This is a genomic window from Pseudomonas sp. NPDC087814 (assembly GCF_044742865.1).
In the GTDB taxonomy this organism is placed as follows: domain Bacteria; phylum Pseudomonadota; class Gammaproteobacteria; order Pseudomonadales; family Pseudomonadaceae; genus Aquipseudomonas.
This window is the reverse complement of the sequence record NZ_JBIUVK010000013.1, coordinates 132,078-146,351: the sequence shown is the minus strand read 5'-3', so window position 1 is coordinate 146,351 and position 14,274 is coordinate 132,078. Positions and strand designations below refer to the sequence as shown.

Annotated in this window: 13 protein-coding genes; 3 read left to right on the top strand and 10 right to left on the bottom strand. The window is 60.4% G+C overall.

The features are described 5' to 3' along the window. Positions 1-1,190 (top strand): glutamine synthetase family protein (locus ACIOMR_RS13305; protein WP_401194550.1); only part of this gene is annotated, 1,190 nt, incomplete at its 5' end. 252 nt (positions 1,191-1,442) lie between these two features. Then, a complete protein-coding gene (locus ACIOMR_RS13300) occupies positions 1,443-2,081 on the top strand; it encodes a TetR/AcrR family transcriptional regulator (protein WP_008438907.1) in 639 nt (212 codons plus the stop codon). Between the two features lie 171 nt (positions 2,082-2,252). On the opposite strand, the gene ACIOMR_RS13295 is transcribed toward ACIOMR_RS13300, so the two are convergent. The 10 genes from ACIOMR_RS13295 to argE form a co-directional block, all read right to left on the bottom strand. Continuing rightward, a complete protein-coding gene (locus ACIOMR_RS13295; RefSeq protein ID WP_003213899.1) occupies positions 2,253-2,468 on the bottom strand; it encodes a molybdopterin-binding protein in 216 nt (71 codons plus the stop codon). Positions 2,469-2,497: 29 nt separating this feature from the next. Then, positions 2,498-3,304 (bottom strand): aliphatic sulfonates ABC transporter ATP-binding protein, encoded by an 807-nt coding sequence (gene ssuB / locus ACIOMR_RS13290; protein WP_003213901.1) that lies wholly within the window; start codon positions 3,302-3,304, stop codon positions 2,498-2,500. Continuing rightward, positions 3,301-4,089 (bottom strand): aliphatic sulfonate ABC transporter permease SsuC, encoded by a 789-nt coding sequence (ssuC, locus tag ACIOMR_RS13285; RefSeq protein WP_008438905.1) that lies wholly within the window; start codon positions 4,087-4,089, stop codon positions 3,301-3,303. Before ssuC ends, ssuB begins: the two co-directional genes overlap by 4 nt. A gap of 9 nt (positions 4,090-4,098) precedes the next feature. Beyond that, positions 4,099-5,247 carry an FMNH2-dependent alkanesulfonate monooxygenase gene (gene ssuD, locus ACIOMR_RS13280; protein WP_003213905.1) on the bottom strand — a complete coding sequence of 383 codons (1,149 nt, stop codon included), beginning with the start codon at positions 5,245-5,247 and terminating at the stop codon, positions 4,099-4,101. Between the two features lie 25 nt (positions 5,248-5,272). Next, on the bottom strand, positions 5,273-6,241 hold the full coding sequence (locus ACIOMR_RS13275) for a sulfonate ABC transporter substrate-binding protein (RefSeq protein ID WP_003213907.1): 969 nt from the start codon (positions 6,239-6,241) through the stop codon (positions 5,273-5,275). A gap of 108 nt (positions 6,242-6,349) precedes the next feature. Next, entirely contained in the window at positions 6,350-6,943 is a 594-nt protein-coding gene (gene ssuE / locus ACIOMR_RS13270; protein WP_003213909.1) for an NADPH-dependent FMN reductase, read from the bottom strand. A gap of 317 nt (positions 6,944-7,260) precedes the next feature. Then, positions 7,261-7,899, bottom strand: coding sequence for a peroxiredoxin (locus ACIOMR_RS13265; protein ID WP_003213910.1), 639 nt, complete (start codon positions 7,897-7,899; stop codon positions 7,261-7,263). 273 nt (positions 7,900-8,172) lie between these two features. Then, entirely contained in the window at positions 8,173-9,531 is a 1,359-nt protein-coding gene (locus ACIOMR_RS13260) for an OprD family porin (protein WP_003213912.1), read from the bottom strand. A 592-nt stretch (positions 9,532-10,123) separates the two neighbouring features. Continuing rightward, the gene (argA, locus tag ACIOMR_RS13255) at positions 10,124-11,422 is read right to left on the bottom strand and encodes an amino-acid N-acetyltransferase (RefSeq protein ID WP_003213914.1); all 1,299 of its coding nucleotides are present in this window, start codon (positions 11,420-11,422) and stop codon (positions 10,124-10,126) included. Between the two features lie 136 nt (positions 11,423-11,558). After that, positions 11,559-12,707 carry an acetylornithine deacetylase gene (gene argE / locus ACIOMR_RS13250; protein WP_102370129.1) on the bottom strand — a complete coding sequence of 383 codons (1,149 nt, stop codon included), beginning with the start codon at positions 12,705-12,707 and terminating at the stop codon, positions 11,559-11,561. Between the two features lie 158 nt (positions 12,708-12,865). Between argE and ACIOMR_RS13245 the strand changes: the two genes are divergently transcribed. After that, complete coding sequence (locus tag ACIOMR_RS13245) at positions 12,866-14,233, top strand: inorganic triphosphatase (RefSeq protein ID WP_003213918.1); 1,368 nt, start codon at positions 12,866-12,868, stop codon at positions 14,231-14,233. Positions 14,234-14,274 lie beyond the last annotated feature (41 nt).

Sequence of the window (14,274 nt, the reverse complement as noted above, 5' to 3'; positions counted from 1 at the left end):
CCCTGGATATCAACGGCTCAACGGTGGAAAGCACCGGCCTGGGTCTGGACATCGTTGATGCAGACAGAATCTGTTATCCCATCCCCGACACCCTGTGCAATGAACCCTGGCAAAAGCGCCCAACCGCGCAACTGCTGATGACCATGCACGAACTCGAAGGTGAACCTTTCTTCGCCGATCCTCGCGAAGTACTCCGCCAAGTTGTAAGCAAATTTGACGACCTCGGTCTGACCATCTGCGCCGCATTCGAGCTGGAGTTCTACCTGATTGACCAGGAGAACGTGAATGGCCGGCCACAACCGCCCCGCTCGCCGATCTCCGGCAAACGCCCGCACTCGACACAGGTCTACCTGATCGACGACCTCGACGAATACGTCGACTGCCTCCAGGACATTCTGGAAGGTGCAAAAGAGCAAGGCATCCCTGCCGACGCCATCGTCAAGGAAAGTGCCCCGGCGCAGTTCGAAGTGAACCTGCACCACGTTGCCGACCCTATAAAGGCCTGCGACTACGCGGTACTGCTCAAGCGCTTGATCAAGAACATCGCCTACGACCATGAGATGGACACCACCTTCATGGCCAAGCCTTACCCGGGCCAGGCAGGCAACGGCCTACACGTGCACATTTCGATCCTGGACAAGGACGGCAAGAACATCTTTGCCAGCGAGGATCCCGAGCAGAACGCCGCATTGCGTCACGCGATCGGCGGTGTGCTGGAGACCCTACCCGCCCAAATGGCGTTCCTGTGCCCTAACGTCAACTCCTACCGTCGTTTCGGCGCACAGTTCTACGTGCCGAACTCGCCGTGCTGGGGCCTGGATAACCGCACCGTGGCGATTCGCGTACCGACCGGCTCGTCCGACGCCGTACGTATCGAACACCGTGTGGCCGGGGCTGATGCCAACCCTTACCTGCTGATGGCTTCGGTATTGGCGGGCGTGCATCACGGCCTGACCAACAAGATCGAGCCTGGCGCACCGGTGGAAGGCAACAGCTACGAGCAGAACGAACAGAGCCTGCCGAACAACCTGCGTGATGCCCTGCGCGAGTTGGACGACAGCGAGGTGATGGCCAAGTACATCGATCCTAAATACATCGATATCTTCGTCGCCTGTAAGGAAAGTGAGCTGGAGGAGTTCGAACACTCCATCTCCGACCTTGAGTACAACTGGTACCTGCATACCGTGTAAGCGGTTGCCGGGCTAAAAAGAACGCCGCAGGCCTTTGGCCTACGGCGTTTTTTTATGGCTGTTGTGGCGAGGGAGCCTGCTCCCGCCGGGCTGCGAAGCAGCCCCAATAAGAACACCGGGTTCTTTCAGGCGGAACCGAGGTGCAGGTCTTGGGCCTGCTGCGCAGTCCAGCGGGAGCAAGCTCCCTCGCCACAGGGTATGGATCATCCAGTGGCTCTGCGTACAATGCCCGCTGCCCTGTAGGAGACTTCAATGAATCGCCCTGCCACTCCTCGCAAACCCCGCGCCCGCAGCCAGGCCCGGATCGACGCGATCCTCGATGCCGCCCGCACCTTGCTGGCCGCCGAAGGCGTGGCCAGCCTGTCGATCTACAGCGTGGCCGAGCGGGCGCAGATTCCACCGTCATCGGTGTATCACTTCTTCGCCAGCGTGCCGGCGTTGCTGGAGGCGCTGACCGCTGACGTTCATGCGGCCTTTCGCGCGGCCATTCAGGCGCCCATCGATCATGATTCACTCAAGCACTGGCGCGACCTGTCCTGCGTGGTGGAGCAGCGCATGCTCAGCATCTACAGCAACGACGCCGCCGCCCGCCAATTGATCCTGGCCCAGCACGGGTTGACCGAAGTGACACAGGCCGACCGCCAGCACGACCTGGAGCTGGGAAACCTGATGTTTGAGGTGTTCAACCGGCACTTCGAGGTGCCGAGCCTGCCCGCCGATGTCGACGTGTTTGCCCTGGCCCTGGAACTGAGCGACCGCGTCTACGCGCGCTCGGTGCATCAGCATGGGCAAATCACCCCGCGCATGGCCGAGGAAGGCATGCGGGTGTTTGATGCGTATGTGGGGCTTTATCTGCCGGGGTTCTTGCCCAAGCGGGTGGCTGCGCTCTGATTTTTTGTTGCCTGTCCGGGCCTCTTCGCGAGCAAGCCCGCTCCCACATTCGACCGTATTCCAAAGGTAGAACTCGGTCAAATGTGGGAGCGGGCTTGCTCGCGAAAGCAATCTTGAGAACGACAAAAACCCCGACAGGCTTTCACCTTCGGGGTTTGTGCGAACCATTGATCACAACTTGGCGATCGACACCTCGGTGGATTTCACGAAGGCAATCACTTCACTGCCGATCACCAGTTCCAGCTCTTTCACCGAGCGGGTGGTGATCACGGAAGTGACGATGCCGGACGCGGTCTGTACGTCGATTTCCGACAGCACGTCGCCTTCGACGATTTCCTTGATGGTGCCTTTGAACTGGTTACGCACGTTGATGGCTTTGATAGTCATGGTCGTTCTTCCTGTGTAAGACAAGTGAGTTATTGAGCCCAACGCAATTGCGTAGGCAGCGGTGAAACAGGTTCGGGTTCCGGCGGGGTGCCGGGCAGCGACAACACACGGTTAAGCACTTCGGTTTCCAGTGCCGCCAGGCGGTGGGAGCCACGCACCCGCGGACGTGGGAGTTCCACGTGCAGGTCGAGGCCGATTTCGCCGTCTTCGATCAAAATCACCCGGTCGGCAATGGCCACGGCTTCGCTGACGTCGTGGGTCACCAGCAACACGGTGAAGCCGTGCTTCTGCCAGAGGTTCTCGATCAGTTGCTGCATCTCGATCCGGGTCAGGGCATCCAGCGCCCCCAGCGGTTCGTCCAGCAGCAACAGGCGCGGTTGGTGGATCAGGGCGCGGGCCAGGGCCACGCGCTGCTTCTGGCCACCGGACAACGCCGCCGGCCACTCATTGGCGCGCTCGGCCAGGCCGACCGCTTCCAGCGCTTCCAGTGCCTGCGGGCGCCAGTTGCCCTTGAGGCCAAGGCCCACGTTGTCGATGATCTTTTTCCACGGCAGCAGGCGCGCTTCCTGGAACATCAACCGCGTGTCTTCAATCGCTTCGCTCAGCGGCGCGGAGCCGGCGAGCAGTTCGCCGCCGCTGGCTTTGTCCAGCCCGGCCAGCAGGCGCAGCAAGGTACTTTTGCCGCAGCCACTGCGGCCCACGACCGCCACGAATTGACCGGCAGGAATATGCAGGTCGATTTCCTTCAGCACTTCCCGCGAACCGAAAGCCTTGCGCAACTTGCGCACTGCCAGGGGAATGCCCCGCAGCAGGCGTGGAGGTTGTTGAGCGGTCATGCCGCACCTCCTTTATTCACTTGATAAGCCGGGTGCCAGCGCAGCCAGACTCGCTCCAGGCCTCGCGCCGCCAGGTCTGCCAGCTTGCCGAGGACCGCGTAAAGCACGATCGCCAGAACCACCACGTCGGTCTGCAGGAATTCCCGGGCGTTCATCGCCAGGTAGCCGATACCGGAACTGGCGGAGATGGTTTCCGCGACGATCAACGTCAGCCACATAAAGCCCAGCGCGAAGCGCACGCCCACCAGAATCGAAGGCAAGGCGCCCGGCAAAATCACTTGACGAAACAGGCTGAAACCGGACAGGCCATAACTGCGGGCCATTTCCACCAGCGCCGGGTCGACGTTGCGGATGCCGTGGTAAGTATTGAGATAGATCGGGAACAGCGTGCCGAGGGCGACCAGGAATATCTTCGCCGTCTCGTCGATGCCGAACCACAGGATCACCAGCGGGATCAGCGCCAGGTGCGGCACGTTGCGGATCATCTGCACCGAGCTGTCCAGCAGGCGTTCACCCCAGGTCGACAGGCCGGTAATAAAACCCAGGGTCAGGCCGATGCTGCCGCCGATCACAAAGCCCAGGCCCGCACGCCAGCCGCTGATGGCCAGGTGGGTCCAGATTTCGCCGCTGCGCACCAGGCTGACACCCGCTTCGATCACCGCGCTGGGTGCCGGCAGAATGCGCGTCGACAACCAGCCGGCCGAGACGGACAGCTGCCATACCGCCAGCAACAGGATCGGCAGCGCCCAGGGCGCCAATCGATGACTTAACTTTTCAAGGTTCATGGCGGCGCCTCAGCTCTGGGACGCAGCTTTGGGAAGAATGTCGTTGGCGACCATTTCGCCGAACGGGCTGACGTAGCCGGCGCCTTTCGGCAACTCGGGACGCTCGATGTCCAGATGCGGGAACAGCAACTCCGCTACGCGATACGACTCTTCCAGGTGTGGATAGCCGGAGAAGATAAAGGTGTCGATACCGAGGTCCGCGTATTCCTTCACCCGCGCGGCCACGGTCGGGCCATCGCCCACCAGTGCCGTGCCGGCGCCACCGCGTACCAGGCCTACGCCCGCCCACAGGTTGGGGCTGACTTCCAGGTTGTCGCGACTGCCGCCGTGCAAGGCGGCCATGCGTTGCTGGCCTACGGAATCAAAGCGCGACAACGACGCCTGGGCGCGGGCGATGGTTTCATCGTCCACGTGGGAGATCAGTTTGTCGGCGGCCTGCCAGGCTTCGGCGTTGGTTTCACGCACGATCACATGCAGGCGAATGCCGAAGCGCAGGGTACGTCCGAGCTTGGCGGCCTTGGCGCGAACCTGTGCAATCTTTTCCGCCACCGCGGCCGGTGGCTCGCCCCAGGTCAGGACCATTTCCACTTGTTCGGCTGCCAGGTCCTGGGCCGCTTCGGAAGAGCCACCGAAATACAGCGGCGGACGCGGTTGCTGGATCGGCGGATAGAGCAACTTGGCGCCTTTGACGCTGATGTGCTGGCCGTCGTAATCGACGGTCTCGCCTTCCAGTACGCGGCGCCAGATGCGGGTGAACTCCACCGACGCCTGGTAACGCTCTTCATGGCTCAGGAACAAACCGTCGCCGGCCAATTCATCCGGGTCTCCACCGGTCACCAGGTTGAACAACGCGCGGCCGCCGGACAGACGATCCAGGGTCGCGGCCTGACGCGCAGCCACCGTCGGGGAAATGATCCCGGGGCGCAGCGCGACAAGGAATTTCAAGCGTTGGGTCACCGGGATCAGCGACGCCGCCACCAGCCACGAATCCTCGCAGGAGCGGCCGGTGGGGATCAGTACCCCGCCGAAGCCAAGGCGGTCGGCCGCCTGGGCCACTTGCTGCAGATAACCGTGGTCTACGGCGCGAGCGCCTTCGGCGGTGCCAAGGTAATGGCCGTCGCCGTGGGTAGGCAGAAACCAGAAAATATTGAGGCTCATGGAGTTGTCTCCTGAAGAAGTCGGATTACGGCGCTTTGGCAACGGCGGCAGGTGGTGTCCAGATCACGTCCTTGATGCTCAAGGGTTTGGGGATCAATTTGAGTTGGTAGAAGCTGTCGGCGATTTTCTGCTGCGCCGCGATCACTTCAGGCGTCAGGAACTGCGCACCGTAGCCCTGGCGTTTTACCGAGGTCAGGGTGATGTCAGCCGGCAGGCCCAGCAGCGGAGCAACTTGTTCGGTGACTTGTTCCGGGTTGGCCTTGGACCATTCGCCCACGGCGCGGACTTCTTCCACCAGCGTCTTGATCACTTCAGGGTGTTTTTCGGCGTACGGCTTGGTGGCCAGGTAGAACTGATGGTTGTCGGCAATGCCGGTGCCGTCACGCAGGGTGCGGGCTTGCAGTTGCTTCTCGGCGGCTGCCTGGTACGGGTCCCAGATCACCCAGGCATCGACGCTGCCACGCTCGAACGCGGCGCGGGCATCGGCGGGCGGCAGGAACACGGTCTGCACGTCGGTGTATTTCAGGCCGGCATCTTCCAGGGCACGTACCAGCAGGTAATGCACGTTGGAGCCTTTATTGAGGACGACTTTCTTGCCCTTGAGGTCTTGCACCGATTTGATCGGCGAGTCTTTCGGTACCAGGATCGCTTCGCTGGTAGGCGCCGGCGGTTCATAGGCGACGTAGAGCAGATCGGCACCGGCAGCCTGGGCGAACACTGGCGGGGTTTCACCCGTCACGCCGAAGTCGATGGAGCCTACGTTCAATCCTTCCAGCAGCTGCGGGCCGCCGGGAAACTCGGTCCACTGCACTTGCACGCCCTGCTCGGCCAGGCGCTTTTCCAGCGAGCCCTTGGCCTTGAGCAGCACCAGGGTGCCGTATTTCTGATAGCCGATCCGCAAGGTTTCGGCGGCCTGGGCTTGAACGATGGCGCCGAAGGACACAGCCGCAGCAAACAGTGCGACCAGACCACGACGCAAGATGACAGTGCGCATGGCGCTCTCTCCAAATATACGATTAGGGGGTTGGCTGCACCTGCTTGGCCGTTGGCGGCTGAGTAAGGTGAGTAGTACTTGTCGAATTCAGGTAAAGCTGGGTAAGGCTTAAATGCTCCAGCGAGCACTCAACAAACGTTCATTCAACACATTGGGGTCAAGGGGTTTCGGGCGGCGGGCCATGGCGCTGTAGAACGTCTCCAAAGCCTCGCTCAAGCGCTGTTCCAGCACCGGCACCAGTTGCGCCTGGGCGCTGCCTTCGCCGTAGGCGATCTGGCTGTCTTCGGCGAAAATCCCGTGGAGCAATTCCTGGGCTTTCAATGCCGACAGCACCGGCTTCAGCGCGTAGTCCACCGCGAGCATGTGGGCGATGCTGCCGCCGGTGGCCATCGGCAACACTATTTTGTGGGCCAGGGCGCGTTCAGGCAGCAGGTCGAGGATGGTTTTCAGCGCGCCGGAAAACGAAGCCTTGTACACCGGCGTGGCAATCACCAGGCCATCGGCGTTCGCCACTTGCTGCAATAGGTCGATGATTTTCGGGCTATCGAACCGCGCGTGCAGCAAGTCTTCGGCCGGGAAGTCCCGTATCTGATAACTCACCACTTCCACGCCTTGTTGCTGCAACCAGTTGCGGGTGTGATCCAGCAAGACCCCGGACCGGGAACGTTGGCTGGGGCTACCACCAAGTGTTACGACCAGCATGTAGGAAATTCCTTTGGAAAGTGTCGGCGGTTCGCTATGTGGCGATGGCGCCAAGATGGGACAGACCATATCAGCCAATTTATATATCTATAAATCTTATTTTTTCATTTGTTTATTCTTTAAATGCATATGCTGCCGACTAAATCGCAGGCATAAAAAAAGGCCGTCGAAACGGCCTTAAAACCCCTGCTATGTGAGACTTGAAATGCGCGCAAGTGTGGGAGCGGGCTTGCTCGCGAAAGCGGTGTGTCATTCAAAGATGCATCAACTGACAGTGCGCATTCGCGAGCAAGCCCGCTCCCACATGTGGTTGTGTGTCAGCGATTCGGTTGAGGGGTGAGCCGCAGGTACGGCTTCACCGCCCGGTAACCCTTCGGAAAGCGTTTCTTGATCTCTTCCTCGTCCTTGAGCGACGGCACTATCACCACTTCGTCACCGTCCTGCCAGTTGGCCGGGGTCGCGACTTTGTGGTTGTCGGTCAGTTGCAGCGAGTCGATCACCCGCAGGATTTCGTGGAAGTTGCGACCGGTGCTGGCCGGGTAGGTGATGGTCAGGCGAATCTTTTTGTTCGGATCAATCACGAACAGCGAACGCACGGTAAGGGTGTCACTGGCATTCGGGTGGATCAGGTCGTACAGGTCGGAGACCTTGCGGTCAGCGTCGGCCAGGATCGGGAAGTTGACGATGGTGTTCTGGGTTTCGTTGATGTCTTCGATCCACTTGTGGTGGGAGTCCACCGGGTCCACCGACAGCGCAATGGCCTTGACGCCCCGCTTGGCGAATTCATCCTTGAGCTTGGCGGTGAAACCCAGCTCGGTGGTGCACACCGGGGTGAAGTCCGCCGGGTGGGAAAACAGCACGCCCCAGCTATCGCCCAGCCACTCGTGGAAGCGAATCTTGCCGGCGCTGGAATCCTGTTCAAAGTCGGGGGCGATGTCGCCCAGTCTGAGGCTCATGGTGTGGCTCCTGATGAGTGCTTATGGAGCCCACTGTGCCTGTGTCGCGGATTATTTAAAAAGAATAAATATCGATTTATCTAGACGATAAAGGAATATTAAAAATCTGTTCATTGGACTTGGCAACGGGCGTGGATCAACATCCGCTTCAAGGTTCGAGAAGGCCTTGAGACGCTGTACAAAGAGGGGTTCAGGACGGGCTTGCGGGGGTTGAGCCCGGCTTGAAAAGTAAAGCACCCTGCCCGGCATTGCGCCGGGCAAGGTTTTACGCTCTTACTTGAACGCGTAGGTGTAGCTGAGGATTACGCGGTTTTCGTCCTGGGAACGGGTGTTCGCCAGGTCGGTACGCCACATCGCGTTTTTCCAGGCAACGCCCAGGTTTTTCAGCGGACCTTCTGGAACAACGTAAGCCAGGGTCAGGTCGCGTTCCCACTCGTTACGCTCGCCGACGGTGGTGTCGATGTTGCTACCTTTGAGGTAAACCACACCGGCAGTCAGGCCAGGTACGCCGATCTTGGCGAAGTCATAGGCGTAGCGAGCTTGCCAGGTACGTTCGCCAGCACGGGCAAACTTCTGGATTTGCATGTCGGTGATGGTGCTGTTCGACGAGCCGTCACCTTGGTTCAGCCAAGGGAAGTCGCTGTCGCCCTTGGTGTACTGGTAGCCAGCACCGAAGGTGTGACCGGCAACCGAGTACAGCGCCAGGTAGCTGTACAGGTCGTTGTCGACCTTACCTTTGACCTTGGTGGCGTTGGTCGGATGATCCGAGTAGTAGCCGGAGGTGTAGTAACCGGCAGTATCACCGTTGGCACCGTTGTCACGGCTGCGGTAGTAGCGCAGGTCACTTTTCAGGACGCCAGGACCGATCGCCCAGTTGTGGACCAGGCCCAGGAAGTTCTGAGAGTAGAAATCCTTCAGCTCGCCGAAGTAGTACGAAGCGGTCAGGTCTTTGTTGATTTTGTAGTCAGCACCGGCGTAGTAGAACTTGTTGACGAAGTTACCAGCGTCGTAGTTCGAGCTGCCGTTGGCACCGGCCAGGGACAGACCTTCATTGTTGCTGGAGTTACGGCCTTTGGAGTGCTCGATCTGACCAGCAGTCAGGGTCAGGTCCTTGAACTCGTTCGAAGAGATCTCGCCGCCCTGGAAGGTTTGTGGCAACAGACGACCGTCGTTGGTCTTGATCACCGGGTTGTTCGGCTGCAAGGTACCGATCTTCAGCACGGTTTGGGAGATCTTGACCTTACCGGTCACGCCCAGGCTGGCGAAATCGTGAACGGCCTTGTTGCCATCACTTGGGAACACGGTGCCGCCGGAAGCAGTACCAGTGTAGTTACCGTGATCAGCGCGGCTGGAATCCAGACGCACGCCGTACAGGCCGATGGCGTCAAGACCGAAGCCCACAGTACCTTGGGTAAAACCCGAGATGAAACGCAGGTCGAAACCCTGACCCCATTCAGCGTTTTTGCTGCGGGTGTTCGAGGTAGCCGATGGCTTCAGATCGCGGTTGTCGGTGTTGATGTAAAAGTTACGTACGCCCAGCGTGATCTTGCTGTCATCGATAAAACCAGCGGCGCCTGCTTGTTGGGCGATTGCCCCCAAAGCTACGGCCAACGCCAATGTTGACTTCTTCATGTACCGCTCCTCTCATTTCTAATTTTTGTATTTCTTAGGTCTCGGGTCTGACGCCCTCGATCCACAGATGCGCGATTAGCACCGGATAGTGACTGACAAGTCAATCGTAACCTTGTGTGTCTACTACTTTCGTCTAACCGCAGTTAATTTGGTCCTTGCAGGGTAATGAGTTTTTCATACACCCAAAAAGAATTGTTTCGTCCTTTTTCATACCATTCAGGAATAACGCTTTCCATGGGACGGTCAAGCCGACAGGCGATGCCGCTCCATAAGCGTTTTCCGAAAGAGTATGTCTTTGCGCTTTTTTAGATCGTTTTGTGTTGACCAAACGGGGTCATACGTCACTCACGATCAAAAACGCGACGCCATCATGGCCAAACGCACATCATTCCGTCAATTTGTTACAGTTTTTGTATCGATGAAACTTTTCTGCCGTCCCAGCAATCCACCTCACCGTACCCGGTGATAATGTCACTTTGATGTCAGTTATATGTATAAATTGGCAAACCCTGTGTTCAGGGCCGATGCGTCCGCCGAGGAGCACGACTCGCCAAAGTGACAGGCGAGAGGATTGCCCCCTCGCCCCTTAGCCTTACAACGCCTTTTCGAAAATCTTCGAATTACGCTGATAGTTGTATAACGACGCCCGCGCCGACGGCAGGCGATCCACCGTGCTCGGCACAAAACCACGTTCGCGGAACCAGTGGGCGGTACGGGTCGTCAGCACGAAGAGCGTCTTCAAACCCTGGGCCCGGGCACGGGTCTCGATGCGCTCCAGCAGTTCGTCACCGCGACCGCCATGGCGGTACTCCGGGTTCACGGCCAGGCACGCCAGCTCCCCTGCGTCGGAGTCGGCGATCTGATACAGCGCCGCACAGGCGATGATCATGCCTTCACGTTCCACCACGCTGAACTGCTCGATTTCCCGCTCCAGCACTTCCCGGGAACGACGCACCAGAATCCCCTGCTCTTCCAGCGGGCTGATCAGGTCCAGCAACCCGCCGACGTCTTCAATCGCCGCTTCGCGCACCAGTTCGAACTGTTCCTGGGCCACCAGCGTACCGCCGCCATCCCGGGTGAACAGCTCGGTCAGCAAGGCGCCGTCTTCGGCATAACTGACAATGTGGCTGCGCCCTACGCCGCCCCGGCAAGCCTCGGCGGCCGCGTCCAGCAATTCGGCCTGGTAGTTGTTGCCCAGGCGTTGCAGGTGCGCGGGCACCTGTTGCGGCCGCAATTCACGCACCAGGCGGCCGTGCTCATCGATCAGGCCGAGATCGGCACCGAACAGCAGCAACTTGTCCGCGCCCAGGTCGATGGCCGCGCGGGTGGCGACGTCTTCACAGGCGAGGTTGAAGATTTCGCCGGTAGGCGAGTAGCCCAGCGGCGACAGCAGCACGATGGAGCGCTCGTCCAGCAGGCGGTTGATGCCCTTGCGGTCGACCCGGCGCACTTCGCCGGTGTGGTGATAGTCGACGCCTTCAAGCACACCGATCGGGCGCGCCGTCACCAGGTTGCCGCTGGCCACACGCAGGCGCGAGCCCTGCATCGGCGAGGACGCCATGTCCATCGACAACCGCGCTTCGATGGCGATACGCAGATGGCCGACCGCGTCGATCACACACTCCAGGGTTGCGGCATCGGTGATGCGCAAGCCTTCATGGTAAGCCGGGGTCAGGCCGCGGGCGGCGAGGCGGGTTTCAATTTGCGGGCGCGAACCGTGGACCAGCACCAGTCGCACGCCCAGGCTGTGGAGCAGCACCAGGTCGTGGACGATATTGCCGAAGTTCGGGTGCTCTACACCATCGCCCGGCAGCATGACGACAAAGGTGCAATCCCGGTGGGCATTGATGTAAGGCGAAGCGTGACGAAGCCAATTGACGTATTCGGGCATAAAAACCTGGGCCTGTAATAAAAAGCAGCCAAAAAAGGATGAATCGCAAAAACGCACAGCGGGCTGTTGGTTATCGTCGGAACAGGCTTGGCGACACGCTCGCTCTCCTTCTATGTACGGATGGGCAGGGGTTAATTTATGCAGGTGTCAGGCAGTAATGTTGAATCAGTTCACGCAATAGACGCACTGTAGGCGTCAAGCGTGACATTTCAAGGTACTCGCCTGGCTGGTGGGCGCAGGCGATATCGCCAGGGCCAAGCACCAGGGTCTCGCAACCAAGGCGCTGAAGATAAGGCGCTTCGGTGCCGAACGCCACTGCTTCGGCGCGATGACCGGTAAGTCGTTCAGCTACCCGCACCAACTCTGCATCCTCGGTCTGCTCGAACGGCGGCACTTCGGGGAACAGCGGCGCGTAGTCGATCTTCACCTGATGGCGCTCGGCCAAGGGTTCGAGCTTCTGCCGGATGGCAGCGCGCAGCACCTGGGGATCCATGCCCGGCAGGGGCCGCAGGTCGAATTCCAGGGAGCATTGGCCGCAGATGCGGTTGGGGTTGTCGCCACCGTGGATGCAGCCGAAGTTCATGGTCGGCTGCGGCACGCTGAACTGCGGATTGCGGTATTCGCGCTGCCAGGCCAGGCGCAGGCCACGCAGTTCGCCAATGGCGTCGTGCATGGCTTCGAGGGCGCTGTGGCCCAGGCTTGGGTCCGACGAATGGCCGCTGCGCCCGAGGATATCGATGCGCTCCATCATTACGCCCTTGTGCAAGCGGATGGGCTTGAGGCCGGTGGGTTCACCGATCACCGCCGCACGGCCCAAGGGACGACCCGCCTCGGCCAGTGCACGAGCACCGGCCATGGAGCTTTCTTCATCGCAGGTAGCAAGAATCAGCAGCGGCTGCTTGAAAGGCTGGTCGAGCAACGGCTGGACGGCTTCGATCACCAGGGCGAAAAAGCCCTTCATGTCACAGCTGCCCAGTCCTACCCAGCGGCCGTCGACTTCCGTCAGCTTGAGCGGATCGGTCTGCCATAGGGCGCCGTCGTACGGCACGGTGTCACTGTGGCCCGCCAACACCAGGCCGCCAGGGCCGGTGCCGAAACTGGCCAACAGGTTGAATTTACCGGGGCTGACCTGCTGGATGTCGCAGGCAAAGCCCAGGTCTGCCAGCCAGGTGGCGAGCAAATCGATGACCGGGCGGTTGGATTGGTCGAGAGATGCCTGGGTACAACTGACCGAAGGCGCGGCAATCAGCGCGGCGAATTGTTCTTTCATGGACGGTAAAGGCATGCGCTGTCTCTCAACTTCCCGGACGAACCCCATCATAGAGCTATCTGAGTGACACAATAAACCGTTGCGGCACGTTGCCGGGCTCAGTCCTGTACACTGCACGACCTTGGCAGCCACTCTTTTCCCCGGCTGCGCTCCCGATCCTGGATTTTCCGGCCATGCAGAAAGAAACCGAAATCAAGCTCCGTGTCAGCCGCGAAACCCTCGCCGCGCTGCGTGAGCACCCGTTACTGAAAAAACGCAACAAAAGTGGCTGGGAACGCCGTGAGTTGATGAACCAGTACTTCGACACCCCGGAACGCGACCTGGCCCAGGCCAAAGTGGCCCTGCGCCTGCGCAAAGACGGCGACGAAGTGATCCAGACCCTCAAGACCCGTGGCCAGAGCGTCGCCGGCTTGTCGGAACGCAATGAGTACAACTGGGACCTGGCCAAAGCCAAGCTCGACGTGAAGAAACTCGACGGCGAATGCTGGCCCGAGCAACTGGCCGAGCTGGACAAAAAGACCCTCAAGCCGATCTTCACCACCGATTTCGTCCGCGAACGCGCTGAAATCGCCTGGGGCCGCGGCAAGGCCAAGGTGGTGATCGAAGCCGCCCTGGACCTGGGCCACGTGGTTGCCGGCAAGCAGAAAGAAGAAATCTGCGAGCTGGAACTGGAACTGCGCGAAGGCGACCCGGCCGCCCTGCTGGAGCTGGCCGCTGAACTGGCCGCGACCCTGGCGCTGATGCCGTGCGATATCAGCAAGGCCGAGCGTGGCTATCGCCTGTTCGACGCCAACAGCTACTCCCTGAGCCTGCCGGCACCGGTGCTGCACGCCGAAATGCCGCTGGACGACGCATTTGCTGCCGTCATGTGGCATCTGTTGGGCAGCAGCCAGCGCCTGGCCGAGCAATACCGTTTTAACGGCCACTGGCGTCTGCTGCAGGACTGGGTGGAAAACCTCGGCGAACTGCGGGCCCTGCTCGGCAGCCTCGGCCAGGCCGCACCGCGTCAGTCCACCAGCGAATTGCGCGCCGCACTGGACGCCTTACTGGAAGACTGGCGTCCGCTGGTCCAGGCCGGTGACGACGATGAAGACATCCGCAAGGCCGCGCCGGAGCAGTTCGCCGAAGAACTGGAAGACGTGCGCTGGGGTTTGTTCTCCCTGACCACTTCCCGCTGGCTGCTGGCCCGCACCTGGGCCGCGGATCGCAACGTGCGTGGCAATCGCCAGGGCGCTGCACAGCTGGCCAACTGGCTGCCGCGCCTGCTGGCCGATGACGCCGTTGCCCTGCAACTGCCGCGCTACCAGCAACAGCCGGAAGACCTGGCCGAGCAACTGCCGCGTATCGAACGCATCCTGGCCTGGCTGCACCATGCACGCCAGGTGCTGGATATCGCCGAGCTGGACCGTTTGTATGGCGAGCTGAACAAGCTGGCGCACCTGGCCAACCAGCCGATCACCGATGAGTCGCTGGATGCGCGGATGCATCAGGCGATTGCGGTGTATCAGAATCGCGCCTGGAAAACCCTGCTGCGCCTGTAAAACCTTGCTCCCTCTTCACTAAAATCAGGCCAAGACAACTA